This window comes from Pseudomonas bharatica (assembly GCF_048586865.1).
GTDB lineage: Bacteria > Pseudomonadota > Gammaproteobacteria > Pseudomonadales > Pseudomonadaceae > Aquipseudomonas > Aquipseudomonas bharatica.
The window spans coordinates 326751-351457 of the sequence record NZ_JBMAWR010000003.1 but is presented as its reverse complement, the minus strand read 5'-3'; the positions used below and the strand labels follow the sequence as shown (position 1 = coordinate 351457).

Genomic DNA, 24707 nt, shown 5'->3' with positions numbered 1-24707 from the left:
CTCGCGCCCCCTGCGCAAGCGGGGCGCGAGAACAGCGGGATTACCTCACCCCAGCAACTTCTCCACCGTCAACGGAAAGTCCCTGACCCGCCGCCCGGTGGCGTGGCACACCGCATTGGCCACTGCCGCCGCCACCCCGACCACACCAATCTCGCCGACGCCCTTGGAGCCCAGCTCGTTGACGATATCGTCGGGCTCATCGACGAAGATTACTTCGATTTCGCCGATGTCGGCATTCACCGGGATGTGGTACTCGGCCAAGTTGTGGTTCATGTAGCGACCCAGGCCATGATCGATCTGCGTCTCTTCCTGCAGGGCCATGCCCAGCCCCCAGACCACGCCACCGAGGATCTGGCTACGTGCGGTCTTGGGGTTGATGACCCGACCCGCCGCCACGGCGCTCACCACCCGGCTGACGCGCAAGGTCCCCAGCGCCTCGTCGATGCGCACCTCGACGAACACCGCCGAGTGCGTGGCGCTGGCAAAGCCCTGGCGTCTGGCCGAGGGTTCGGCATCGACGCGTACGTCCATGGCTTCCAGCGCATAAGCCTTGCCGGCCACCTGCAAGTGCCCGTCACGAACGGCGAACGCCCCGGCATCGATCCCGGCCAGTTCCGGATAACGCCCCTTGGCCCAGGCCACCAGCTTGCCACGCAAGGCCTGGCAGGCCTGGCGCACCGCGGACCCTACCGACGACACGGTAAACGAGCCGCCCTGCAAGGGCGCCGTCGGCAGGCTGCTGTCGCCGAGTTGGAAGGTCACGTCTGCCAGCGCCATACCGAAGGCGTCGGCGGCGATCTGGGTCATGACGGTGTAGGTTCCCGTACCGATATCGGTGGTCGCGCTGCTGACCCAGAGGTGCCCGTCGGCGTCCAGCCGCGCGCGGGCGCTGGCCTTCATCTGCATGGCTTCCCAGACTCCACCGGCCATGCCCCAGCCGACCAGTTCGCCCTGGTCCTGCATGCTCCGCGGCCTGGGGTCGCGGCTGTGCCAGCCGAAGCGCAAGGCGCCCCGGGCGTAGCAGTCGAGCAGCGCCTTGCTGGAATACGGCTTGCCTTCGTTGCCATTGCTGTCGGCGAAATTGACCCGGCGCAGCTCCAGCGGGTCCAAGGACAGTGCTTGCGCCAGTTCGTCCATCGCGCACTCCAGGGCAATCACCCCGGAGGCCGCCCCCGGCGCCCGCATATCCAGCGGCGTGTAAACGTCCAGCGGTACCAGGCGATAGCCCAGGGCGACGTTGTCGCAGCGGTAGAGCATCCCCGACCACTCAACCAGGTGCTCGGTGAAGTCCTCGAAGCGCGAGGTCTGCCCGGTGGCCTCGTGGGAGATCGCCAGCAGGCGACCCTGGGCATCGGCGCCCAGGCGCAGGCGCTGCACCGTGCGCGGACGATAGCCGAAGGTGAACATCTGCTGGCGGGTCAGGGTCACCCGCACCGAGCGCTGCAAGCGAAGCGCCGCCATGGCCGCCAGGGTCAATTGATATTGCGGTCGCAGCCCGGAGCCGAAGGCGCCGCCAACATAGGCGGCGCACACCCGCACCCGCTCCTTGGGCAGGTCGAAGACCTTGACCAGGTAATCCTGGCTGTTCTGCGTGCCCTGGGTCTTGTCATGCACCTGCAGGCTGCCATCGGCGTTGTAGATAACCGTCGAGGCGTGGGGCTCCATGGGGTTATGGTGCTCCACCGGCGTGCTGTAGGTGGCGTCGACCTTGAACGGCGCGGCCTCGAACGCCCCGGCGAAATCACCACGGGGCCCGGGCAGTTCGGCCGGGGCGTCGTGGGCGTTGTCCAGCTCGGCGAGCAGGTCGGTGCGGTGCGCCTCGGCATCGATCTCGATACGCACCAACGACCCGGCGTAGCGCGCCACCTCCAGGCTCTCGGCCACCACCAGCGCCAGCGGCTGGCCGCTGTAGAGGACGCGGTCGTTGAACAGCGGACGAAAGGGCTTGCCCTCGGCGGCGTCGGCATCCTCGTAGGACTCGTCATCCCCCGCCATCTTCGGCCGGTTCAGGTGATGCAGCACTTCGACCACGCCCGGCACCGCCAATGCGGCATCGCAGTCGATCCGACGGATGCGGCCCCGGGCAACGTTGCCGCTGACCACGCTACCGTAGAGCAGGCCCGGCTCGGGATATTCGCCGGCATAACGGGCGCGCCCGGTGACTTTTGCCGGGCCGTCGACCCGGTCCAGCGGCTGGCCGCTCAGGGGACTGTTCATGGATGTTCCTCCGCAGCCTGCGCCTGGCTCAGCGCACGAATGATGGCGTTTTTCGCCAGGGTGATCTTGAACGCGTTGTGCGCCAGGGGCCTGGCATCGCGCAACAGGGCGTCGGCGAAAGCCGCATAGCTCTCGCGGGTAGCCGGGCGCCCGAGCATCGACCGTTCCAGCCCGGCATCGCGCCATGGCTTGTGCGCCACGCCGCCCAAGGCCACGCGCAGCCCGGCGATGCTGCTGTCGTCGGCCACCATTAGCCCCGCCGCGACCGAGACCAGGGCGAATGCATAGGACGCCCGGTCACGCAGCTTCAGGTAATGACTGCGCGCGACGAACGGGGGCGGCGGCAGTGCGATGGCGACGATCAGTTCGTCCTCGGCCAGGCAGTTGTCGCGCTCCGGCGTGGCGCCCGGCAGGCGGTGGAAGTCGGCGAAGGGAATCTCCCGCTCGCCCTGTCTTCCATGCACCAGCACCCTCGCCTCCAGCGCGGCGAGTGCCACGCACATATCGGACGGATGCACCGCCACGCAGTGCTCGCTGGCACCGAGGAGCGCGTGCTGGCGGTTCAGCCCGTCCCGAGCCGGGCAACCACTGCCGGGCGCTCGCTTGTTGCACGGCACCGCCGCGTCGTAGAAGTAATGACAGCGGGTGCGCTGCAACAGATTGCCGCCGGTGCTGGCCATATTGCGCAACTGCGGCGACGCGCCGGCCAGGATCGCCTGGCTCAGCAACGGGTAGCGGGCCTCCACCTCCGGGTGCCAGGCCAGCTCGGCATTGCTCACCAGCGCGCCGATCTGCAAGCCGCCGTCGCCGGTGGTACGCACCTCGCGCAGCGGCAGCCCGGTAATATCGATCACCCGCGCCGGGCGTTCGACGTTCTCCTTCATCAGGTCCAGCAGATTGGTGCCACCGGCGATAAAGCGCGCATCGGGCCCCGCCTGTTGCACGGCCTGTTCGATGCTGTCCGGCTTGCTGTAGGCGAAAGGCATCATGGGCGCGGCCCTCCCATCTGCGGCAAGGCTTCCTCCACCGCCGCGACGATATTGCTATAGGCCCCGCAGCGGCACAGATTGCCGCTCATGGCCTCCTGGATCTGCGCCCGCGACCGCGCCCTGCCCTCGCGGGCCATGCCCACGGCGGAACAGATCTGCCCGGGGGTGCAATAGCCACACTGGAAGGCGTCGTGGGCGATGAACGCCTGTTGCAATGGGTGCAGGCGGTCGCCGTCGGCCAGGCCTTCGATGGTGGTCAGCTCGTCGCCGTCGCACATGATCGCCAGGGTCAGGCAGGCGTTCACCCGACGGCCGTTGCGCAATACGGTGCAGGCGCCGCACTGGCCGTGGTCGCAGCCCTTCTTGGTGCCGACCAGGTCGAGTTCATCGCGCAGCAGGTCAAGCAGGGTCAACCAGGGCGGTACTTGCAAGTGATGCTGCTCGCCGTTGATGTACAGGCCGATCGCATGGGTGTTCGGCGCGGAAGGGACATCGCTCATGACAAAGGCCTCACGGTAGGTATGCTGGTGCTTTTCAGGTCCGACCGGGGAGCAAAGAGATGGGTTCAAAGGGATTGACCGGAAGGTGCGCAGCGCTGGTATTGGCGGCCGGGCGCGGGCGCAGGTTTGGCAGCGACAAGCGGATTGCGCCGTTGCCAGGCGGCGCGCGCCTGCTGGAGACGACCCTGGCGCGGGTGCTGGAGGCGTTCGAGGACGTCTGGGTGGTGCTCCGGCCGGAGGACGATGTGGCGGCGCTGGGGGTGGATGCCGGGCGAGTGAAGGTGGTGCGTGCCGAGCGCGCCGACGAAGGCATGGGGCGCAGTCTGGCGGCCGGCGCAAGGGCTATCGCGCAATCTGGATCAGGGATCGAGGCGGTGGCGGTGATGCTGGGAGACATGCCCTGGGTCAAGGTGCAAACGCTGGTGCAACTTGCCGGCCTGGCAAAGGAAGACCGGATTCTGGTACCGCGGTTCGAGGAACAGCGTGGGCATCCGGTGGTGTTCGGGAAAGCGTTCTGGGAAGAACTGGCGGGACTGGACGGGGATCAGGGCGGGAGGCGGGTCATCGAGCAACACCAGGAGGCCTGCCGGAACGTGGAGGTCGGCGATCAGGGGGTGATCGCGGATGTGGATCTGCCCCCTGACTGCCGCGGATAAGTGGCATAAGACACCACCCGGCAGCCCCGGCCAATAAGCACAAGACTTCCCGGAGAAAACCCGGATAATGGCGGCCAAAATCGATTCGCCCGCTACGGAACCCGCATGGAAATCAAGGTCAATTTTCTCGACAACCTCCGACTCGAAGCCAAGTTCGACGACTTCACGGTGATCGCCGACCAGCCGATCCGCTACAAGGGCGACGGTTCGGCACCGGGTCCGTTCGACTACTTCCTGGCCTCCTCGGCGTTGTGCGCGGCCTATTTCGTCAAGCTGTACTGCCAGACCCGCGACATCCCCACCGACAATATCCGCCTGTCGCAGAACAACATCGTCGACCCGGAAAACCGCTACAACCAGATCTTCAAGATCCAGGTGGAGCTGCCCGCCGATATCTCCGAGAAGGACCGCCAGGGCATCCTGCGCTCCATCGACCGTTGCACCGTGAAGAAGGTGGTGCAGACCGGCCCGGAATTCATCATCGAAGAGGTGGAGAACCTCGACGCCGACGCCCAGGCCCTGTTGATGCCGGGCCTCGACGGCCAGACCCGCACGCTCATTCCGGGCAAGGACCTGCCGCTGGAGCAGACCATCGCCAACATGTCGCAGATCCTCGCCGGGCTGGGCATGAAGATCGAGATCGCCTCCTGGCGCAATATCGTGCCCAACGTGTGGTCCTTGCATATCCGCGACGCGCAGTCGCCGATGTGCTTCACCAACGGCAAGGGCTCGAGCAAGGAAAGCGCGCTGGCCTCGGCCCTGGGCGAATTCATCGAGCGGCTGAACTGCAACTTCTTCTATAACGACCAGTTCTGGGGCGAGGACATCGCCAACGCCGAGTTCGTGCATTACCCGAACGAGCGCTGGTTCAAGCCGGGGCGCAACGACGCCCTGCCCAAGGGCATGCTCGACGAGTATTGCCTGGCCATCTACAACCCGGACGGCGAACTGCTCGGCTCGCACCTGTACGACACCAACTCGGGCAATATCGAGCGTGGCATCTGCGCGCTGCCCTATGTGCGCCAGTCCGACGGCGAGGTGGTGTATTTCCCGTCGAACCTGATCGAGAACCTGTACCTAAGCAACGGCATGTCCGCCGGCAACACCCTGGCCGAAGCCCAGGTGCAGTGCCTGTCGGAGATCTTCGAGCGGGCGGTCAAGCGCGAGATTCTTGAAGGCGAGCTGGCCCTGCCGGACGTGCCGCAGGAGGTGCTGGCCAAGTACCCGGGCATCCTCGCCGGTATCCAGGGCCTCGAAGAGCAAGGCTTCCCGGTGCTGGTCAAGGACGCCTCGCTGGGCGGTGAATTCCCGGTGATGTGCGTGACCCTGATGAACCCGCGCACCGGCGGCGTGTTCGCGTCCTTCGGTGCCCACCCGAGCTTCGAGGTGGCGCTGGAACGCAGCCTCACCGAACTGCTCCAGGGCCGCAGCTTCGAAGGCCTCAACGACCTGCCGCAACCAACCTTCGAAAGCCATGCACTGATGGAGCCGAACAACTTCGTCGAGCACTTCATCGATTCCAGCGGCGTGGTCTCCTGGCGGTTCTTCAGTGCCAGGTCCGATTTCGAGTTCGTCGAATGGGACTTCTCCGGCCACGGCGAAGACTCCAATGCCGAGGAAGCCGCGACCCTGTTCGGCATCCTCGAAGGCATGGGCAAGGAGGTCTACATGGCCACCTACGACCACCTCGGCGCCCCGGCCTGCCGCATTCTGGTGCCGGGCTATTCGGAAATCTACCCGGTGGACGACCTGATCTGGGACAACACCAACAAGGCGCTGTTCTTCCGCGAGGATATCCTCAACCTGCACAGCCTCGACGATGACGCCCTGGAAAGCCTGCTGGAGCGCCTGCTGGAATCCGAGCTGGACGAATACACCGAGATCAAGACGCTGATCGGTGTCGAGTTCGACGACAACACGGTGTGGGGCCAGTTGACCGTGCTGGAATTGAAGATCCTGATCCAGGTGGCGTTGAAGAAGTTCGACGATGCCAAGGAACTGGTCGAGATGTTCCTCCAGTACAACGACAACACCGTCGAGCGCGGGCTGTTCTACCAGGCGCTGAACGTGGTGCTGGAAGTGGAACTGGACAGCGACCTGGACCTGGCCGACTACGAGGTCAACTTCCGCCGCATGTTCGGCAATCCGCGCATGGATGCGGTGCTGGCGTCGGTCGAAGGCAGCCTGCGCTTCCATGGCCTGACCCCGACCAGCATGAAACTGGAAGGCCTGGACCGGCACCTGCGCCTGATCGAGAGCTACAAGAAACTGCACGCGGCGCGGGCGGCCAGGGGCTGATATTGCCTCATCGCCGGCAAGTCGGAGCGCCGCCACGCTGTCATGGAACAAAACATAACTATTTGATTTGCAAGGTCCTTGTGGGAGCGGGTTCACCCGCTCCCACAGGGTACGCGTTGTGCCTTAGAACTCGAAGGCCGGTAGTTGACAAGGGTCGATGATGTAGCGGACCTGGCAGGTAATCATGAGTAGTCCTTGGCGATGAAGGGCTCGAGTGTATTGAGCGGAGCCGTTCCGGCCTTGAACAAAGTTGCTGTTCTTTCGGGCCCTATCGCTGGCACAGGCAATGATGGTGTCTGGGCGGACCAATCGCTGGCAACGCCAGCTCCCACAAGGTCAGTGTCGAACACAAAATCTGCGGCTGGCTCGGAACCTGTGGGAGCTGGCTTGCCAGCGATAGGGCCCGAAAGAGCGACACACGCCATTCCTGCGGAAAACGGATAGAACCCTCTCCCCTCTCTGACCAAGACTAGCCATGCGCCCACCGGCCCACGCCGGTCGCGTGCCGTCCAACCAACCCGTCAGAGGTTTGCATGAACACCCCCGCGCATCAGCTGAGCACCTGGCTGAAGCAACACCAGATCACCGAAGTCGAGTGCATTGTCAGTGACCTCACCGGCATCGCCCGCGGCAAGATTTCCCCTACCAACAAGTTTCTCGCCGAAGGCGGCATGCGCCTGCCGGAGAGCGTCCTGCTGCAGACCGTCACCGGCGATTTCGTCGAGGACGAGATCTACTACGACCTGCTGGACGAGGCGGACATCGATATGTTCTGCCGCCCCGACCCGGAGGCGATCTTCCTGGTGCCCTGGGCCATCGAGCCCACCGCGATGGTGATTCATGACACCTACGACAAGCGCGGCAATCCCGTCGAGCTGTCGCCGCGCAACGTGCTCAAGCGCGTGCTGCGCCTGTACGCGCAGAAAGGCTGGACGCCGATCGTCGCGCCGGAAATGGAGTTCTACCTGACCAAGCGCAGCAGCGACCCGGACTTCCCGCTGGAAGCGCCAATCGGCCGCTCGGGGCGTCCGGAAAGCGGTCGGCAGAGCTTTTCCATCGATGCCGCCAACGAGTTCGACCCGCTGTTCGAGGATGTCTACGACTGGTGCGAGGCCCAGGGCCTGGACCTGGATACGCTGATCCACGAGGACGGCCCGGCGCAGATGGAGATCAACTTCCGTCACGGCGACGCCCTGTCCCTGGCCGACCAGATCACCGTGTTCAAGCGCACCATGCGCGAGGCCGCGCTCAAGCACAACGTGGCGGCGACCTTCATGGCCAAGCCGATCACCGACGAGCCGGGCAGCGCCATGCATATCCACCAGAGCGTGGTGGACGCCGAGTCGGGCCGGAACATCTTCGTCAACGAGGACGGCAGCATGAGCGAGCTGTTCCTCAACTACATCGGCGGCCTGCAGAAGTACATCCCCAAGGTGCTGCCGATGTTCGCGCCGAACGTCAACTCGTTCCGCCGCTTCCTGCCGGACACCTCGGCGCCGGTCAACGTCGAGTGGGGCGAGGAAAACCGCACTGCCGGCCTGCGCGTGCCGCCGTCCTCGCCCGAAGCGATGCGCGTGGAAAACCGCCTGCCGGGCGCCGATGCCAACCCCTACCTCGCTATCGCCGCCAGCCTGCTGTGCGGCTACCTGGGCATGGTGGAGAAGATCGAGCCGAGCGCGCCGGTCCAGGGCCGCGCCTACGAGCGCCGCAGCCTGCGCCTGCCGATCACCATCGAGGACGCCCTCGCGGCCATGGAGAACTGCGAGGTGCTGGAGCAGTACCTGGGGCGCAAGTTCGTCCAGGGCTATGTCGCGGTGAAACGCACCGAGCACGAAAACTTCAAGCGCGTGATCAGTTCCTGGGAACGGGAATTCCTGCTGCTCAGCGTCTGACCGCAATCGCCACGCCGCCCACAATAAAAACGGATCAGGAGTCGCCATGAAGCTGTTGCAACGTCTTGCCCCTCTCGCCCTGCTCGCCGCGCCGCTGCTGGCCAGCGCGCAGCCCAGTGTCAGCATCTACAACTGGACCGACTACATCGCCCCCGACACCCTCGCCGGCTTCGAGGGCGCCACCGGGATCAAGCCGGTGTACGACGTCTTCGACTCCAACGAAACACTGGAAGGCAAGCTGCTGGCGGGCAAGACCGGCTACGACATCGTCGTGCCGTCCAACCACTTCCTGACCCGCCAGGTGGACGCCGGGGTATTCCTCGAACTGGACCGCAGCAAGCTGCCGAACTGGAAGCACCTGGACCCGGCCCTGCTCAAGCTGCTCGAACAGAACGACCCCGGCAACCGCCACTCGGTGCCCTACCTGTGGGGTACCAACGGCATCGGCTACAACGTCGACAAGGTCAAGCAGGTGCTGGGCGTCGACCATATCGATTCCTGGGCCACCCTGTACGAGCCGGAAAACCTGAAGAAGCTGCAACAATGCGGCGTAGCCTTCATGGACTCGGCCGACGAGCTGATCCCGTCGATCCTCAACTACCTGGGCCTGGACCCCAACAGCAGCAACGCGGCGGACTACGCCAAGGCCGAGAAGCGCCTGCTGGTACTGCGCCCCTACGTGACCTACTTCCACTCGTCCAAGTACATCTCGGACCTGGCCAACGGCGACATCTGCGTGGCCTTCGGCTTCTCCGGCGACGTGCTGCAAGCGGCCAACCGCGCCCGCGAGGCCGGCAACGGGGTGAAGATCGCCTACAGCATTCCCAAGGAAGGCAGCAACCTGTGGTTCGACCTGATCGCGATACCCGCCGACGCGAAGAACCCCGACCAGGCCCTGGCGTTCATCAACTACGTGATGGAGCCGAAAGTGATCGCCGGGATCAGCGACTATGTGGGTTACCCTAACGCCAACGCCGACTCCAGGCCGTTCATCGATCCCGAGACGCTGAACAATCCCGAGGTCTATCCGCCGCAGGCGGTGCTGGACAAGCTCTACATCTCCAAGGCCCCGTCGCCGAAGATCATGCGCCTGATGACCCGCAGCTGGAGCAAGGTCAAGTTCAACCAATGAGTCGAGATCCCTTGATGATGCAACGTGCCGAGCATGCGGCCTCGTACTACGCCGCCACCGCCCGCGACAGCCAGCCCTACCCTGTGCTCGACGGCGAGATCCAGGCCGATGTGTGCGTGATCGGTGGCGGCCTGACCGGGGTCAACACCGCGCTGGAGCTGGCCTTGCGCGGGCACTCGGTGGTGCTGCTGGAGGCCCGGCGCATCGGCTGGGGCGCCAGCGGGCGCAATGGCGGGCAACTGATTCGTGGCATTGGCCACGATGTCAGTGGCTTCGGCAACTATGTCGGCGAAGATGGCGTGCGCTACCTGGAGCGAGCCGGAGTGGACTCGGTGACCCTGGTCGCCGAACGCATCGACGAGTTCGCCATCGACTGCGACCTGCGCTGGGGCTTTTGCGAGCTGGCCAATACCCCGAGGCAGTTCGCGGCGATGCGCGAGGAATACGCGTCACTGGCGGGTTCGGGGTATCCGCACCCGATCGAACTGGTGGAGCCCGGGCGCATGCACCAGGTGGTCGCCAGCGATTGCTATGCCGGCGGGTTGATCGACATGGGCTCGGGGCATCTGCACCCGCTTGACCTGGTCACTGGAGAAGCCCGGGCAGCCGGCCGGCTCGGGGTGCAGGTCTTCGAGCAGAGCCCGGTGCTGCGCATCGAGCATGGCAGCCAGGTCGTGGTGCATTGCGCCCGCGGACGGGTGCGCGCCGACAGCCTGGTACTGGGCTGCAATGCCCACCTCGATGAGCTGGAGCCGAAGCTCAGTGGCAAGGTATTGCCGGCGGGAAGCTATGTGATCGTCACCGAGCCGTTGCCGGAAGACGTCGCCTCCAGCCTGATTCCGCTGAACCTGGCGCTGTGCGACCAGAAGGTCGGGCTGGATTACTACCGGCTCACCGCCGACCGGCGCTTGCTGTTCGGCGGAGCCTGCCACTATTCCGGGACCGACCCCAAGGACATCGGCGCCTACATGCGGCCGAAGATGCTCAAGGTGTTCCCGCAACTGGCCCACGTGCGCATCGACTACCAATGGGGCGGGATGATCGGCATCACCGCCAACCGCTTCCCACAGGTCGGGCGCTTGGCAGAGCACCCGAACGTGTTCTTCGCCCAGGGCTATTCGGGGCATGGGCTGAATGTCACGCACTGGTCGGCGAAACTGCTGGCGGAGGCCATATCGGTCGGACAGAGCAAGGGGCTGGATGTATTCGGCGCAGTGCCGCACCTGACCTTCCCCGGCGGCAAGCTGCTGCGCTCGCCGCTGCTGGCGCTGGGGATGTTGTGGTATCGGGTCAAAGAAATGGTTGGTTGATTGGCCTCCGTTACGCGGACCCTGTGGGAGCGGGTTCACCCGCGATTACGTCGGTGTATCCACCATCGTAATCGCGGGTGAACCCGCTCCCACAGGGTCCGCGTTGTGCTTTGGGCTTTTATCAGCCTTTCCTCAGCGTCTCCTTCGGATATTCCCCGAACAACCCATGGTAAGCCTGGGAAAACCGCCCCAGGTGCCAGAACGACCAGCGCATGGCCACCTCGGCCACGGTGACCTGCCCCGGGTCTGCCGCCAGCAGGTCCCGTCTTACCGCATTCAAGCGCCGGTTGCGCAGCCATACCGTCGGCGGCATGTCGGCATAGCGCAGGAAGGATTGCTGCAACTGGCGCACCGACACCCCGGCTGCATCCGCCAGGTCCTGCACGCCAACGCTGTCCTGCGGGCAGTCGTTGACCACTTCCTTGACCCGCTCCACCACCCGGCGCATATGACACTCGGCACGTCCGCGAGCGTCCACCTCCACGGCCTGGTCGAGCAGTTGGAAGCAGCCATCGGCGATCTCCCGGGCAAACCCCGGCGCCGCCACATCCACCTGGCCGCGTACCGCTTCGGCGAGCACCTCGCTGAGCGCGCTGGCGAAGGCCTTGCAACGGGTCGGACGCAACGGCTGCAGGACCAACCGGCGAAATTCCGCCGCCGAATGCTGCCAACGCGCCGGCTGCTTCAGCACCACGGCCACTTCGCGGTAATTCTCGGGGGTCACCCAGGCATTGCGGGTCTGGCCGTCCAGCAGATAAAGGGCGTTGTCGCTCATGTCGAAGCTGAACACCAAGGCATCGGCCGGCGCGTGGAATTCCTGCTCGACCCGCAGGTTCATGCGTTCCTCGTACAGCTCCAGGCCGGCGCTCTGGGCATGCACCAGGCGCCCCTGGAAGCGCCCGGACGACATCTGCGTGTACTGCTCCTGCCAGCCCGGCAGGGCAACGCGGTGCTCGTTTACCTCATGAGCCTCCAGGACCTTGATTGTCATGCACGCACCTTGGGTTTTTATTCGAATACTGATCGGCCAAACGCCGTCAAGAATAATGAACGCGGGTGAACCCGGTCAAAGCCGCCGTGATGATCGGCCGCTTATTTCTGATTCAATGCCACCACCGAGACGCCGGAGGCGACAAAGGTCACCCCGGCGCCGATATTCAAGCCGTTGACCACCTTGGGGCGATTACGGATGGCACGGGTCAAGGTCGAGGCGAATACGCCCATCAGGGCAAAGCCGACGGCAGTGAGCAAGGCGAACCACAGCCCGTAGACCAGCATCTGCACCGTCACCGAACCCAGTTGCGGATTGACGAACTGCGGAATGAAGGCCAGCACGAACAGCCCGGGCTTGGGGTTGAGTGCCGCGGAGAGGAAGCCGGTGAGGAAAATGGTGCGCAGCGGTTGCCTGGCCGCCGGGGCGAAGTTGATCAGGTTGCGCGAGCGCAGCACCTTGATCCCCAGCCACAGCAGGTAGCCGGCGCCGATGATCTTCACTACCCAAAAGGCCACGGCGGAGGTCTGCATCAGCAGGGTCAGGCCCAGGGCTGCGGTGGTGGTGTGGAACAGGATGCCGGTACCGGACGCAACGCCGGAGACAATGGCGGCCAGGCGGCCCTGGCTCAGGCCGCGGCCGATGGCCAGGAGGTTGTCGGGGCCGGGTGAAATCACCAGCAGCAGGCAGGCGGCGGTGTAGGCGAGCCAGATGTCGATGGGGAACATTGCATCCTCCTTGAAGTGTGGAAAGGTCCTGGGTGATGGGACTCTACCTGATTTGCAAAGCAACGCGGACTTTGTGGGAGCGGGTTCACCCGCGATTGCGGTAGTGGATTCACCGACGCAATCGCGGGTGAACCCGCTCCCACAAAGTCCGCGCAGATCGGACCTGCTCTATCCCTTCCAACTAAGTCGCTGTTTAAAAACGCTTTTCCGTGAAAAAAAACTTCCCAGGCGTAACAAATCTTGTTAAATTGCCGCCCATCCCGCGACGGACACTCAGTTGACCAGCAGCGGGATATGCATCAGGACAAGCTTTTGTCCGTCGCAACAGGGGCGTCGCCAAGCGGTAAGGCAGCAGGTTTTGATCCTGCCATGCGTTGGTTCGAATCCAGCCGCCCCTGCCATTTTCTCTTCTAGTTCCTCCCTCCTCTCTTGATTCCGATGCCCTAGGCATACGGCGATCGACTGTTCGTATTTTTCGACACACTCACAACGTACAGTGCGGCCTATCGGCTAAATCATTGGGTTTGCATCGCGCCCCATTCCCTTGTTGATCGCCAAGTGTTAAAAATATCACCCGCTTTAGGCCCAGCCGTTGTGTAAAGCCGCACAACGGGGTATCCAACGAGAAAACAATTTGAAAAGCGTGATGTCCCTGCGTGAGGGAATCCTCTTCCCTGTTACCTGTCAGCCACCGGAGCAAGCTGCATGATCGAGGTCACCGAAGTTTCCATTGCCCAACTGCGTGCCGCACTCGAGTCCGGCCAGACCACTGCGGTCGAGCTGGTCAAGGCCTACCTTGCCCGGATCGATGCCTACGACGGCGCAGACACTGCCACCGCGCTCAACGCGGTCGTCGTGCGCAATCCCGAGGCCCTGAAAGAAGCCGAAGCCTCCGATGCCCGTCGTGCCCGTGGCGAAACCCTCGGCCCGCTGGACGGTATTCCCTATACCGCCAAGGACAGCTACCTGGTCAAGGGCCTGACCGCCGCTTCCGGCAGCCCGGCCTTCGCTGACCTGGTGGCCTACCGTGACGCCTTCACCATCGAGCGCCTGCGCGCCGCCGGGGCGATCTGCCTGGGCAAGACCAATATGCCGCCCATGGCCAACGGCGGAATGCAGCGCGGTGTCTACGGCCGTGCGGAAAGCCCGTACAACGCCGCGTACCTGACCGCCCCGTTCGCTTCCGGCTCGTCCAACGGCGCCGGTACCGCCACTGCCGCCAGCTTCTCCGCCTTCGGCCTGGCCGAGGAAACCTGGTCGAGCGGTCGTGGCCCGGCATCGAACAACGGCCTGTGTGCCTATACCCCATCCCGTGGGGTGATTTCGGTACGCGGCAACTGGCCGCTGACGCCGACCATGGACGTGGTGGTACCTTATGCGCGGACCATGGCCGACCTGCTGGAAGTGCTGGATGTCGTGGTCGCCGAAGACCCCGACACCCGCGGCGACCTGTGGCGCCTGCAGCCTTGGGTGCCGATCCCGAGCGTGGCCTCGGTACGCCCGGCGTCCTATGCCGATCTGGCGGTGGGCAGCAGCGCCCTGGCCGGCAAGCGCCTCGGCGTGCCGCGCATGTACATCAATGCCGATGAAGCCGCGGGTACTTCCGAGGCACCCGGGATCGGCGGCCCGACCGGCCAGCGCATCCACACCCGCGCCTCGGTGATCGAGCTGTGGAAGCAGGCACGCCAGGCCCTCGAAGCGGCTGGTGCCGAGGTCATCGAAACGGACTTCCCGCTGGTCTCCAACTGCGAGGGCGACCGTCCGGGCGCGCCGACCGTATTCAATCGCGGCATCGTGTCCAAGGCGTTTCTCCATCATGAACTCTGGGACCTGACCGCCTGGGCCTTCGACGACTTCCTGCGGGCCAACGGCGATCCGAAGTTGAATCGCCTGGTGGATGTCGACGGGCCGAAGATTTTCCCGCACGACCCGGGCACCCTGCCCAACCGCGAAGGCGACCTTGCCGCCGGCATGGACGAATACGTGAAGATGGCCGAACGCGGCATCACCCCGTGGAACGAGATCCCGACCGTGCCGGACGGCCTGCGCGGCCTGGAGGCGACCCGCAAGCTGGACCTGGAAGACTGGATGGACGCGAACGGCCTGGACGCCGTGCTGTTCCCCACCGTGGCCGATGTCGGCCCGGCGGACGCCGACGTCAACCCGGAGTCGGCGGACATCGCCTGGAGCAACGGGGTCTGGGTCGCCAACGGCAACCTGGCGATCCGTCACCTGGGCGTGCCGACCGTTACCGTACCGATGGGCGTGATGGCCGATATCGGCATGCCGGTGGGCCTGACCTTCGCCGGCAAGGCCTATGACGATGCCAACCTGCTGAAGCTGGGGGCGGCGTTCGAGGCCACCGGCAACCGCCGGATGATCCCGCCGCGTACCCCGCCACTGCGCGGCTAAGGCCCGCTCCCGCAAGGTCATTTCCTTGCGGGAGCCCGCCTTTCAATCCCCCGGCTCCCTCCGCACCGCCAGCACATTGCACGGCAGATGCTGCAGCACATGCTCGGTGGTACTGCCCAGCAGCCCCGCCGCCCCCCGGCGCTGGCTGCTGCCCATGACGATCACGTCGGCCCGATGCAGGCCTGCGTACTCGGCGATCGCCAGCGTCGCCGGCCCGCTGACGAAGTGCCGGTGGCTTTCCGGTACACCGTGGGCCTGGGCCAGGTGCTCGAAGGCCAATTGCGCCGAACGCCTGACTTCATGGTTGAATCCCGGCATGGTCACCGCACCCGCTCCGAAATCGGCGACCCGGGTCTGCGCCACGTCCCAGGCATGCAGCAGATGCAGTTCGGCCTCGCACTGGATCGCCAGGGCGCTGGCCTGCGCCATCACCCACTGGTTGATCCGCGTGTGCTGGCTGTCCGGGTGCAGGGTATCCAGCGCGGCGATCACCACCCTGGGCAATGGGCAACGCAGATCGCTGATCAGGTGCAGCGGCGCCGTGCAGTCACGCAGCAACTGCCAGTCCGGCGGTGTGAGGAAAACCCGGCGCAAGGCCGATTCGTGGTGCACGTCCTTGATCACCAGGTCGGGCTGCATGTCTTCGACATGTTCGAGCATGTCGCGGATCACCTGCCGGCTCACCTGCACTTCGCAACTGACCTCCAGGCCGTCATGACGCAACTGCCCGGCCTCGTCGCGCAGCCAGGTCCAGGCGTCACGCTCCATCGCCTGGCGCAGCGCCGTGCCTGCGGCCATGCGCCCGAGCAGGTCACCCTCTTCGAGAAACACCGCGATATGCAAGGCCGCGTCGGTGGCCCTGGCGATCGCCACTGCACGCTCCATGGCCGGTGTATGGCGCAGGGTCGGCGAGGCGATCATGAACAGGCGTTGATACGGGCTCATAAGACACCTCCTGGCGGGTTGTCCGTTTGCCGCGGAACGATCAACGCGCTCCGGCCAGGACGACCGAAGCGACGACACCGGCATGCCGCCGGTGTCGCAGCCTGAGTATAAGCCGGGGTTTACAGACAGGTAGCCAGAGCCGCCATACGGCGCCGGGCCAGGGCATCGTCCTTCTGCGCGTAGAACTTGACCACGCTGCCGCTGCCCGACGGCGAAATATCGGTGAAATACTCGCCACCCCGGGTCGAGACGGTGATGCCCTGGGCCGTACGCTCAAGGTAGCCGCTGGCATCCACGCCGAATACCGCCTCGTCCTGCCAGCTGAACTGCACGCATTCGGCGACCTTGGCTGCTTCTTTGGTCGAATTGATAATCCGGTCCGGCTGGCCGGAACGGGCCGTGTTCATCGCCGACGAGGCGCAGCCCGCCAGCAGGGTGGCGGCGAGCAAAGCCAGGGCACTACGCATGTTTCACCTCTTCGACGCAAAAAAGGAGCGACTTTAGCACCGCCACCGCCCGCCCCGAAAACCCTTGTTTTTTTGTGCCAATAGATGACATCGATCAACTGATCGTCACACTCGATTAGTCACACAAAAGATATGGACATAGACTCCCCGCGAATGCGTTGCCCAGGCCCTCGAAAGAATGGGCCGGGCCGCCTTTCCTGCCTGCTTTGGCCTGAACACCACTGACCGATCCCGCCGCTTTGACCGGCGCGCACGCCTGTGCGCGGCTGTCGCGTCGGCCCGGCCGTAACAAGGAGATGATCATGGGACTGGGTAGACGACAGTTCTTCAAACTGTGCACCGTGGGCGCCGCCACCGCGACCTGCGCCACCCTGGGTTTTGCCCCGGGCATGGCCCAGGCGACCCAGTCGCGCCAGTACAAGCTGCTGCGGGCCAAGGAAACCCGCAACAACTGCACCTACTGCTCGGTGGGCTGCGGCCTGCTGATGTACAGCCTCGGCGACGGCGCGAAGAACGCCAAGGCGCGGATCTTCCATATCGAAGGCGACCCGGATCACCCGGTCAGCCGCGGTTCGCTGTGCCCCAAGGGCGCCGGCCTGGTGGACTACATCCATAGCGAACAGCGCCTGCTGTACCCCGAGTACCGCGCCCCGGGCTCGGACAAATGGCAGCGGGTCAGCTGGGAATACGCCATCGAACGCATCGCCCGCCTGATGAAGGACGACCGCGACGCCAATTTCATCGAGAAGAACGCCAAGGGCACCACGGTCAACCGCTGGCTCAGCACCGGCATGCTCTGCTCCTCGGCGGCCAGCAGCGAAACCGGCTCCCTCGACCAGCGCTTCACCCGCGCCCTGGGCATCCTCGGCACCGACAGCCAGGCCCGGGTCTGCCATGCGCCGACCGTCGCGGCGCTGGCGCCGACCTTCGGCCGCGGCGCCATGACCAACAACTGGGTCGATATCAAGAACGCCAACGTGGTCATGATCATGGGCGGCAACCCCGCCGAAGCGCACCCGGTGGGCTTCAAGTGGGTGATCGAGGCGAAGATCCGCAACGGCGCCAAGGTCATCGTGGTAGACCCGCGCTTCAACCGCAGCGCCGCGGTGGCGGATATCTACTCGCCGATCCGCGCCGGCTCCGACGTGACCTTCCTGATGGGCATGGTCAACTGGCTGATCAGCCACGATAAGGTCCAGCACGAGTACGTGCGGGCCTACACCAACGCCAGCCTGATCGTGCGCGAGGACTACCGCTTCGACGAAGGCCTGTTCAGCGGCTACGACGCGGGCAAGCGCAGTTACGATCGCGCCTCGTGGAACTACGAACTGGACGAGAACGGCTTCGCCAGGCGCGACCCGAGCCTCAGCCACCCGCGCTGCGTGTGGAACCTGCTCAAGCAGCACGTCTCGCGCTATACGCCGGAGATGGTCAGCAAGGTCTGCGGCACGCCGCAGGACGACTTCCTGCAGATCTGCGCGATCATTGGCGAAACCAGCGCCCCGGACAAGACCGCCACCTTCCTCTACGCCCTCGGCTGGACCCACCACACCAACGGCGCGCAGATGATCCGCGGCGCGGGCATGCTCCAGTTGCTGTTGGGCAATATCGGCATGGCCGGCGGCGGCGTCAACGCCCTGCGCGGCCACTCCAACATCCAGGGCTATACCGACCTCGGCCTGCTCTCGCTGCGCCTGCCGGGCTACATGAACCTGCCGTCCGATGCGCAGACGGACCTTGCCACCTACCTCAAGCAAACCACCCCGAGCGCAGTGCAGGCCGACCAGGTCAACTACTACAAGAACACCCCGAAATTCTTCGTCAGCATGATGAAGAGCTTCTGGGGCGACAAGGCCACCAAGGACAACGATTGGGGCTTCGACTGGCTGCCGAAGTGGGACGACAGCTACGACGTCATCAACTTCACCAACCGCATGTACGAAGGCAAGGTCAACGGCTACATCGCCCAGGGCTTCAACCCGGTGGCGGCCTTCCCGGACAAGAACAAGGCCCAGGAGGCACTGGCGAAACTCAAGTTCCTGGTCATCATCGACCCGCTGGCCACCGAGACCTCGAGCTTCTGGAAGAACCACGGCGAGGAGCATGACGTCGATACCGCGGCGATCCAGACCGAAGTGTTCCGCCTGCCCTCCTCCTGCTTCGCCGAGGAAGACGGCTCCATCGTCAACTCCTCGCGCTGGCTGCAATGGCACTGGGCCGGCGCCGCGCCGCCCGGCGAGGCCTGGCACGACGGCAAGATCCTCGGCCACCTGTTCATGAAGATCCGCGAACTGTACGAAAAGGAAGGCGGCGCCAATCCTGCGCCGATCCTCAACATGGCCTGGGACTACGCCGACCCGCGCGATCCCAAGCCCGAGGAAGTGGCCAAGGAATCCAACGGCCGCGCCCTGGCCGACCTGCACGACGACCAGGGCAACCTGATCCTGCGCAAGGGTCAGTTGCTCAACGACTTCGGCCAGTTGCGCGACGATGGCAGCACGGTGTGCTTCAACTGGATCTTCGCCGGTTCCTGGACCGAACAGGGCAACCAGATGGCCCGCCGCGACAACACCGACGTGGGCCTGGGCAACACCCCCGGCTGGGCCTGGGCCTGGCCGCAGAACCGCCGCGTGCTCTACAACCGCGCCTCGGCGGACCCGGCGGGCAAGCCGTGGGACCCGGAACGCCAGTTGATCGCCTGGGACGGCGCGCGCTGGAGCGGCATCGACGTGCCCGACTTCGCCCCGACCATCGCCCCCGGCACCGCCACCAGCCCGTTCATCATGCTGCCCGAAGGCGTGGGCCGGCTGTTCTCGGTAGGTGCCCTCAACGACGGGCCGTTCCCCGAGCACTACGAGCCGACCGAAAGCCCGCTGGCGAGCAACCCGCTGCACCCGGGCGTGACCTACTGCCCGACCGCACGGATCTACCCGCACGACCGTTCACGGATGGGCAAGCGCGAGGACTTTCCCTACGTCGCCACCACCTACTCGATCACCGAGCTGTTCCGCCACTGGACCAAGCACTCGCGGCTCAACGCGATCATCCAGCCGGAGCAATTCATCGAGATCGGCGAAACCCTCGCGGCCGAGAAAGGCATCGCCCAGGGCGACCGGGTCAAGGTCAGCACCCAGCGCGGCTACATCAAGGCCAGGGCGGTGGTGACCAAGCGCATCCAGCGCCTGACCATCGACGGCCAGGCGGTGGACACCATCGGCATCCCCTGCCACTGGGGCTACGAAGGCAGCACGCGCAAGGGCTTCCTGGCCAATACCCTGACCCCGGGCGTCGGCGACTCCAATACCCACACGCCTGAATACAAGGCGTTTCTCGTGAACGTGGAAAAGGTCTGAGGGAGCATTCATGTCATACCAATCCCAGGACATCATCAAACGCTCGGCCACCAGCTCGCTGACCCCGCCGCCGCAAGCACGCAACCACCAGGCCGAGGTCGCCAAGCTGATCGACGTGAGCATCTGCATCGGCTGCAAGGCCTGCCAGGTAGCGTGCAACGAATGGAACGACCTGCGCGACGAGGTCGGCCACAACGTCGGCGTCTACGACAACCCTGCCGACCTGTCGGCAGAAACCTGGACGCTGATGCGCTTCGACGAAGTGCAGAACGAAAGCGGCCGCCTCGAATGGCTGATCCGCAAGGATGGCTGCATGCACTGTGCCGACCCGGGCTGCCTCAAGGCCTGCCCGCAGCCGGGCGCGATCATCCAGTACGCCAACGGCATCGTCGATTTCCAGTCCGAGCACTGCATCGGCTGCGGCTACTGCATCGCCGGCTGTCCGTTCGACGTGCCGCGGATCAGCCAGAAAGACAACAAGGCGTACAAATGCACGCTTTGCGTCGATCGCGTAGCCGTCGGCCAGGAGCCGGCCTGCGTCAAGACCTGCCCCACCGGCGCGATCAACTTCGGCGCCAAGAGCGAGATGCAGCACCTGGCGGCCGGGCGCGTCCAGGAGCTCAAGGGCCGCGGTTTCGCCGGAGCCGGCCTGTATGACCCGCAAGGCGTCGGCGGCACCCATGTGATGTACGTGCTGCAGCACGCCGACAAGCCGCACCTGTACCACAAGCTGCCCACCGACCCGCGCATCAGCAGTGCGGTGCAGGGCTGGAAAGGCTGGCTCAAGCCTGCGGCGGCGGTGGCCTTCTTCGCCACCCTGGCGGGAACGATGTTCCACTACGTCGGCGTCGGGCCGAACGAAGTGGACGAGGACGAGAAAAACGACGAGGAGACCCACGCATGAACAAGGACAGGATGATCCTGCGCACGCGCTTCATCGAGCGCGCCAGCCACTGGCTGATGGTGATCTGCTTCCTGGCCGTCGCGCTGTCGGGGCTGTCGTGGTTCTTCCCCTCGCTCAACGGTCTCAATGGCGTCTTCGGCACACCGCAGATGGCCCGCATCCTCCACCCGTTCTTCGGCGTGGTGGTGTTCCTGCTGCTGATGTTCCTGTTCATCCGCTTCGTGCGCTACAACCTGCCGGAGCCGCAGGACCGCCTCTGGTTCAGGAACCTGCCCGGCGTGCTCGCCGGCAAGCATGACCCGGCGCTGCAGATCGGCAAGTACAACGCCGGGCAGAAGGTCATGTTCTGGGGAATCATGGGCCTGATCAGCCTGCTGCTGGTCAGCGGCGTGGTGATCTGGCGGCCCTATTTCGCCCCGCTGTTTTCCATTCCTGCTATCCGCATCGGCCTGCTGGTGCACGCTCTGGCCGGGGTCGCCCTGATCCTGCTGGTAATCGGGCATGCGTACCTGGCGTTCTGGGTCAAAGGCTCGATTCGCGGGATGGTCACCGGCTATGTAAGCCACCGTTGGGCCAAGGCCCACCATGGCCGCTGGTACCGGCAGATCAGTGCCCGGCAGGACGGGAAAAGCAAATGAACAGCAGTATTCGCATGACGCCGCAGGGGGCCGGGCAGGCGGCGGTCGGGGCTATCGCGCCGGTGTTGTTGCCGTCGCGCGAGGGCAATCATGCGCGGCGGGCGGCGCGCTTGCGGGAACTGGCGGTCGGACATCCGATGGCGGACTACCTGGGCTTCGTCGCCGGGATCGTGGAAAGCCAGGAACTGTTGCTCACGCACAGGCCCCTGCCCCCGGCCTTGCTCGCCGGGCTGGCGGCATCGCTGGGTGCAGATGGCGCGCCGCTGGATTGCCGACGGCATGTGCGGCACGGGCACTGGCTGGTGCTGCTGCGCGGGCTTGGCGAAACCCTCGAGCACCCGGCGCTGGAGGAACTGCTGCAGGAAGAGGACTGGCGACTCGAGGCCTGTGCCGACTCCCTGCTGCGCGGGGACTTTCATGAGGTGCACAGTGGCGAAGCGCTGTTCATCTGGTCGGCGCTATCGTTGTACTTCAGCCAGTTGGCGGCGCACCTGCCCGCGGTGGGCATCGCCCAAGGTGAAGAGCGGCAGTTCTGCCCGGTATGCGCCAGCGCACCGGTGGCGAGCAGCATCCTCACCGGCGCCCAGGCCGGATTGCGCTACCTGCATTGCGGTCTGTGCGAAAGTCGCTGGCATATGGTGCGGCTCAAGTGCAGCAACTGCGAAGCCACGGGCGGGCTGGATTACTGGTCGCTGGAGGATGCGAAGGCGCCGGTGAAGGCAGAAAGCTGTGGCGAATGCCGCAGTTACCTGAAGGTGTTCTACCCGGAGCACGAGCGCGGCCTCGAGGTGCTGGCGGACGACCTGGCGACACTGGGGCTGGACGCCGAGGTCGAGCGCCAGGGCTTCGGGCGCAGCGGGGTCAGTCCGTTCCTGTTTCCGGGGTGATCCAAAGCCCGACGCGTACCCTGTGGGAGCGGGTTTACCCGCGATTGCGTTAGTGAATTCACCATCGTAATCGCGGGTAAACCCGCTCCCACAGGGTACGCGTCGAGCTTTTGAGAACGGTGCTATGCGTCCGCGTATTTCTGCGAAGCGGCAAGTAATTCCTGGTTGCTTCCTCCGAGGAGGCTGGTTGCCTGGGCGGCGCGCTTGAGCAGCATGACCCGGGCCGCTTGCAGTTGATCCTTGTTGAAGCGCTCGGATGGGCCGGACAGCGTCAGCGCGCCCTTGAACTCATGGCCGACGCCAAAGACCGGGGCCGAGATAGACGATGTATCCGGGTCGCGCTCACCGAATGACGTTGCCCAGAACTGCTCCCGTACTTCGGACAAAGCGCGATCGGCCGGCGGGCCGAAGGCCCGGAGGATTTTCCCGGAAGCCCCGGCATGCAGCGGGAAGCGATCCCCTTCGTGGATGCTGAAGCGCACTGCGCGCTTGGGCTCGACCCGAAACAGCACCACCCGGATGTCGTTTTCGATCACGTAGAAGGAAGAGGTCTCTCCGCTTTCTTCGGTCAGTGCCTCAAGCACCGGGTAGATCGTATCCCGCAGACGGAAAGACGCCTGGTAGATCTGCGCCAGGCGCAAGGGCTCATGCCCCACTGCGTACTGCCCGTCGGGCAGGCGCCTGATGAACCCGGCCCTTTCCAGTGAACTCATGAGCCGCAGGATGGTGCTTTTGTACAGGCCGGTGCGCCGTGCGATCTCGGCCAGTGGCAGGCTGCTTCGATCAGGCTCGAAAGCCCCGAGAATCGCAAAGGCTCTATCAACCGCGGCCACCCCGCCGTCTGCAGTGTTCTTGGCAGCATCAGCAGGCTCGTTTTTCGATGACATCAGACGTGTTCCCGGCGCAATCATGAAAAGCGGCCCCTCGAAGGGGGCCGTGCGGATGACCGATACCTTACCTGTGAGTGCGCAAAGCAGCTAGTCCACTGTCCGGAACAGCGTTCTGCTTTACCGGCAGCGCAGGTCAGGCATCGCGCATGAACAACCGCAGGGAGAGCGCCATGAGCGCGGCGAAGAACAGGATGCACCCCATGACCATCAGGCCTGCGGTGAAGGACTGCGTGTAATCCTTTAGGAACCCCATCAGATAGGGCCCGACGAACCCACCGAATGCGCCAATGGAGTTGATAAGAGCGATACCGCCTGCGGCAGCCTGGCCCGTCAGGAACTTCGCCGGCAGCGTGTAGAAGATCGTCTTCGCCGAGATCGTCCCCACCAGGGCCAGGGTGATACCGGCCAATGCGGGAACCAGGGCATTCATGTTGACCGCGAAGATCAACGCCAGGCCGGCCAATACCAGCGCGATGATAAGGTTGAGAATGCCCCGACCGCTTCGGTCGACATGCCTGGCCCAGAACAGCAGCCCGACGGTCGAGAAGAAGTAGGGTACGGCTGCAACCCAGCCAATCAGGCTGATTTCAACGCCTTGGGCCTTGAGCATCTGCGGCAGCCAGATACCGATACCGTAGGTGCCGATGGTGAAGCTGAAGGTGATGGAGCTCAGGATCCAGACGCGTGGATCCTTGAGTGCCGCGGCGAAACCGTGGCTTTTCCTGGTGCTTGCCCTCTCCTTCTCCAGCATGCCGGCAAGGGCGTCCTTCTCTTCCTGGGATAGCCACCTGGCCTCGCTTGGCCGGTTGGCAAGCACCTTCAGGGTGATGAGCCCCAGGACGCAAGCCGGCAAGCCTTCGATGATGAACATCCACTGCCAACCCGCGAGCCCCCAGGCACCATGCATCTGCAACAGATAAATGGAAAGCGGGCCGCCGACGAGGAACGAGATCGGCGTTGCAACCGTGAACCATGCCAGCACCCGGGTGCGGTATTGAACCGGGAACCACAGGGTGAGGAAGAAGATTACGCCGGGGAAGAAGCCCGCCTCGGCAATCCCCAGCAGGAAGCGAACGACATAGAAACTGTAGGGGCCGATCACGAAGGCCGTGGCAGCTGCGGCAAGCCCCCAGGTAATCATGATGCGGGCCATCCAGACGCGCGCGCCGAACCGGTACATGGCAAGGTTGCTCGGCACTTCGCACAGGCAGTAACCGACGAACATGATCCCTGCACCCAGGCCGAACTGTGCTGCCGTGAGCCCGAGCTGGTCGGTCATCTGCAGGGCGGCGTAACCGACACTGGTACGATCCAGGTAGTTGAAAAAGTAGGCCAGGGCAAGCAACGGGATCAGACGCCAGGCGGCTTTCTTCATTGCTCTTTGCTGTAGCGCCGACGCGACTTCAGGCTGCGGCATGGACAAAGGGGTATCCGGGGTCGTGACGTTAGCCATGACTGTATCCTCGGTTTTGTTGTTATGAATACCGTGGTTGGTGAG

The 24707-nt window shown here is 64.7% G+C and carries 19 protein-coding genes and 1 tRNA gene; 11 read left to right on the top strand and 9 right to left on the bottom strand.

The window, feature by feature from the left end; genetic code table 11:
* Positions 1 to 45 precede the first annotated feature (45 nt).
* Genes ACKLLE_RS06520 through ACKLLE_RS06510 form a run of 3 tightly spaced genes read right to left on the bottom strand, consistent with a single transcriptional unit; the run spans position 46 to position 3706 of the window.
* The gene (locus ACKLLE_RS06520; RefSeq protein ID WP_420057297.1) at positions 46 to 2217 is read right to left on the bottom strand and encodes a xanthine dehydrogenase family protein molybdopterin-binding subunit; all 2172 of its coding nucleotides are present in this window, start codon (positions 2215 to 2217) and stop codon (positions 46 to 48) included.
* A complete protein-coding gene (locus tag ACKLLE_RS06515; RefSeq protein ID WP_420057296.1) occupies positions 2214 to 3206 on the bottom strand; it encodes an FAD binding domain-containing protein in 993 nt (330 codons plus the stop codon). Before ACKLLE_RS06515 ends, ACKLLE_RS06520 begins: the two co-directional genes overlap by 4 nt.
* On the bottom strand, positions 3203 to 3706 hold the full coding sequence (locus tag ACKLLE_RS06510; RefSeq protein WP_064303055.1) for a (2Fe-2S)-binding protein: 504 nt from the start codon (positions 3704 to 3706) through the stop codon (positions 3203 to 3205). Before ACKLLE_RS06510 ends, ACKLLE_RS06515 begins: the two co-directional genes overlap by 4 nt.
* A 59-nt stretch (positions 3707 to 3765) precedes the next feature.
* On the opposite strand from ACKLLE_RS06510, the gene ACKLLE_RS06505 reads away from it, so the two are divergent.
* The 5 genes from ACKLLE_RS06505 to ACKLLE_RS06485 all read left to right on the top strand — a co-directional run bounded on the left by ACKLLE_RS06505 (position 3766) and on the right by ACKLLE_RS06485 (position 10994).
* Positions 3766 to 4362, top strand: a complete 597-nt coding sequence (locus ACKLLE_RS06505; protein WP_420057295.1) for a nucleotidyltransferase family protein — start codon at positions 3766 to 3768, stop codon at positions 4360 to 4362.
* A 105-nt stretch (positions 4363 to 4467) separates the two neighbouring features.
* Positions 4468 to 6660 (top strand): OsmC domain/YcaO domain-containing protein, encoded by a 2193-nt coding sequence (locus ACKLLE_RS06500; RefSeq protein ID WP_064303052.1) that lies wholly within the window; start codon positions 4468 to 4470, stop codon positions 6658 to 6660.
* Between the two features lie 533 nt (positions 6661 to 7193).
* A complete protein-coding gene (locus tag ACKLLE_RS06495; RefSeq protein ID WP_009401483.1) occupies positions 7194 to 8552 on the top strand; it encodes a glutamine synthetase family protein in 1359 nt (452 codons plus the stop codon).
* Between the two features lie 46 nt (positions 8553 to 8598).
* Positions 8599 to 9684: a polyamine ABC transporter substrate-binding protein gene (locus ACKLLE_RS06490; RefSeq protein ID WP_420057293.1), complete on the top strand. Its 1086-nt coding sequence runs from the start codon at positions 8599 to 8601 to the stop codon at positions 9682 to 9684.
* Between the two features lie 14 nt (positions 9685 to 9698).
* Positions 9699 to 10994 carry an NAD(P)/FAD-dependent oxidoreductase gene (locus tag ACKLLE_RS06485; RefSeq protein WP_420057319.1) on the top strand — a complete coding sequence of 432 codons (1296 nt, stop codon included), beginning with the start codon at positions 9699 to 9701 and terminating at the stop codon, positions 10992 to 10994.
* Positions 10995 to 11115: 121 nt separating this feature from the next.
* On the opposite strand, the gene ACKLLE_RS06480 is transcribed toward ACKLLE_RS06485, so the two are convergent.
* Positions 11116 to 11985 carry a helix-turn-helix domain-containing protein gene (locus ACKLLE_RS06480; RefSeq protein ID WP_420057291.1) on the bottom strand — a complete coding sequence of 290 codons (870 nt, stop codon included), beginning with the start codon at positions 11983 to 11985 and terminating at the stop codon, positions 11116 to 11118.
* A 101-nt stretch (positions 11986 to 12086) separates the two neighbouring features.
* Positions 12087 to 12713, bottom strand: a complete 627-nt coding sequence (locus ACKLLE_RS06475; protein WP_420057290.1) for a LysE family translocator — start codon at positions 12711 to 12713, stop codon at positions 12087 to 12089.
* 326 nt (positions 12714 to 13039) lie between these two features.
* Here ACKLLE_RS06475 and ACKLLE_RS06470 point away from each other — a divergent pair.
* Both ACKLLE_RS06470 and ACKLLE_RS06465 read left to right on the top strand, forming a co-directional pair.
* A tRNA-Gln gene (locus tag ACKLLE_RS06470) sits at positions 13040 to 13114 on the top strand.
* 304 nt (positions 13115 to 13418) lie between these two features.
* A complete protein-coding gene (locus ACKLLE_RS06465) occupies positions 13419 to 15125 on the top strand; it encodes an amidase (protein ID WP_420057288.1) in 1707 nt (568 codons plus the stop codon).
* Positions 15126 to 15167: 42 nt separating this feature from the next.
* Here the strand turns inward: ACKLLE_RS06465 and ACKLLE_RS06460 are convergent, their stop codons facing one another.
* Entirely contained in the window at positions 15168 to 16070 is a 903-nt protein-coding gene (locus ACKLLE_RS06460) for a universal stress protein (RefSeq protein ID WP_420057286.1), read from the bottom strand.
* A 119-nt stretch (positions 16071 to 16189) separates the two neighbouring features.
* Positions 16190 to 16537, bottom strand: coding sequence for a hypothetical protein (locus ACKLLE_RS06455; RefSeq protein ID WP_420057285.1), 348 nt, complete (start codon positions 16535 to 16537; stop codon positions 16190 to 16192).
* Between the two features lie 302 nt (positions 16538 to 16839).
* Between ACKLLE_RS06455 and fdnG the strand changes: the two genes are divergently transcribed.
* From fdnG to fdhE, 4 genes are read left to right on the top strand one after another with little or no spacing between them, the layout of a single operon-like run.
* On the top strand, positions 16840 to 19890 hold the full coding sequence (fdnG, locus tag ACKLLE_RS06450; protein ID WP_420057284.1) for a formate dehydrogenase-N subunit alpha: 3051 nt from the start codon (positions 16840 to 16842) through the stop codon (positions 19888 to 19890).
* Between the two features lie 10 nt (positions 19891 to 19900).
* On the top strand, positions 19901 to 20794 hold the full coding sequence (gene fdxH / locus ACKLLE_RS06445; RefSeq protein ID WP_420057283.1) for a formate dehydrogenase subunit beta: 894 nt from the start codon (positions 19901 to 19903) through the stop codon (positions 20792 to 20794).
* Positions 20791 to 21432 carry a formate dehydrogenase subunit gamma gene (locus ACKLLE_RS06440; protein WP_420057282.1) on the top strand — a complete coding sequence of 214 codons (642 nt, stop codon included), beginning with the start codon at positions 20791 to 20793 and terminating at the stop codon, positions 21430 to 21432. Before fdxH ends, ACKLLE_RS06440 begins: the two co-directional genes overlap by 4 nt.
* On the top strand, positions 21429 to 22319 hold the full coding sequence (gene fdhE, locus ACKLLE_RS06435; RefSeq protein ID WP_420057281.1) for a formate dehydrogenase accessory protein FdhE: 891 nt from the start codon (positions 21429 to 21431) through the stop codon (positions 22317 to 22319). The genes ACKLLE_RS06440 and fdhE overlap by 4 nt, the downstream gene beginning before the upstream one ends.
* A gap of 122 nt (positions 22320 to 22441) precedes the next feature.
* On the opposite strand, the gene ACKLLE_RS06430 is transcribed toward fdhE, so the two are convergent.
* Both ACKLLE_RS06430 and ACKLLE_RS06425 read right to left on the bottom strand, forming a co-directional pair.
* A complete protein-coding gene (locus ACKLLE_RS06430; protein WP_064303043.1) occupies positions 22442 to 23206 on the bottom strand; it encodes an IclR family transcriptional regulator in 765 nt (254 codons plus the stop codon).
* A 136-nt stretch (positions 23207 to 23342) separates the two neighbouring features.
* Positions 23343 to 24662 (bottom strand): MFS transporter, encoded by a 1320-nt coding sequence (locus ACKLLE_RS06425; protein ID WP_420057279.1) that lies wholly within the window; start codon positions 24660 to 24662, stop codon positions 23343 to 23345.
* Positions 24663 to 24707 lie beyond the last annotated feature (45 nt).

Excerpts from the sequence above, each read along its gene's own strand:
- fdnG (WP_420057284.1), top strand. The coding sequence starts at position 16,840 with ATGGGACTGGGTAGACGACAGTTCTTCAAACTGTGCACCGTGGGCGCC.
- ACKLLE_RS06430 (WP_064303043.1), bottom strand. The coding sequence starts at position 23,206 with ATGTCATCGAAAAACGAGCCTGCTGATGCTGCCAAGAACACTGCAGAC.
- ACKLLE_RS06425 (WP_420057279.1), bottom strand. The coding sequence starts at position 24,662 with ATGGCTAACGTCACGACCCCGGATACCCCTTTGTCCATGCCGCAGCCT.
- ACKLLE_RS06475 (WP_420057290.1), bottom strand. The coding sequence starts at position 12,713 with ATGTTCCCCATCGACATCTGGCTCGCCTACACCGCCGCCTGCCTGCTG.
- ACKLLE_RS06520 (WP_420057297.1), bottom strand. The coding sequence starts at position 2,217 with ATGAACAGTCCCCTGAGCGGCCAGCCGCTGGACCGGGTCGACGGCCCG.
- ACKLLE_RS06440 (WP_420057282.1), top strand. The coding sequence starts at position 20,791 with ATGAACAAGGACAGGATGATCCTGCGCACGCGCTTCATCGAGCGCGCC.
- fdhE (WP_420057281.1), top strand. The coding sequence starts at position 21,429 with ATGAACAGCAGTATTCGCATGACGCCGCAGGGGGCCGGGCAGGCGGCG.
- ACKLLE_RS06510 (WP_064303055.1), bottom strand. The coding sequence starts at position 3,706 with ATGAGCGATGTCCCTTCCGCGCCGAACACCCATGCGATCGGCCTGTAC.
- ACKLLE_RS06495 (WP_009401483.1), top strand. The coding sequence starts at position 7,194 with ATGAACACCCCCGCGCATCAGCTGAGCACCTGGCTGAAGCAACACCAG.
- ACKLLE_RS06465 (WP_420057288.1), top strand. The coding sequence starts at position 13,419 with ATGATCGAGGTCACCGAAGTTTCCATTGCCCAACTGCGTGCCGCACTC.
- ACKLLE_RS06490 (WP_420057293.1), top strand. The coding sequence starts at position 8,599 with ATGAAGCTGTTGCAACGTCTTGCCCCTCTCGCCCTGCTCGCCGCGCCG.
- ACKLLE_RS06455 (WP_420057285.1), bottom strand. The coding sequence starts at position 16,537 with ATGCGTAGTGCCCTGGCTTTGCTCGCCGCCACCCTGCTGGCGGGCTGC.
- ACKLLE_RS06505 (WP_420057295.1), top strand. The coding sequence starts at position 3,766 with ATGGGTTCAAAGGGATTGACCGGAAGGTGCGCAGCGCTGGTATTGGCG.
- ACKLLE_RS06500 (WP_064303052.1), top strand. The coding sequence starts at position 4,468 with ATGGAAATCAAGGTCAATTTTCTCGACAACCTCCGACTCGAAGCCAAG.
- ACKLLE_RS06480 (WP_420057291.1), bottom strand. The coding sequence starts at position 11,985 with ATGACAATCAAGGTCCTGGAGGCTCATGAGGTAAACGAGCACCGCGTT.
- ACKLLE_RS06515 (WP_420057296.1), bottom strand. The coding sequence starts at position 3,206 with ATGATGCCTTTCGCCTACAGCAAGCCGGACAGCATCGAACAGGCCGTG.
- ACKLLE_RS06460 (WP_420057286.1), bottom strand. The coding sequence starts at position 16,070 with ATGAGCCCGTATCAACGCCTGTTCATGATCGCCTCGCCGACCCTGCGC.
- fdxH (WP_420057283.1), top strand. The coding sequence starts at position 19,901 with ATGTCATACCAATCCCAGGACATCATCAAACGCTCGGCCACCAGCTCG.
- ACKLLE_RS06485 (WP_420057319.1), top strand. The coding sequence starts at position 9,699 with ATGATGCAACGTGCCGAGCATGCGGCCTCGTACTACGCCGCCACCGCC.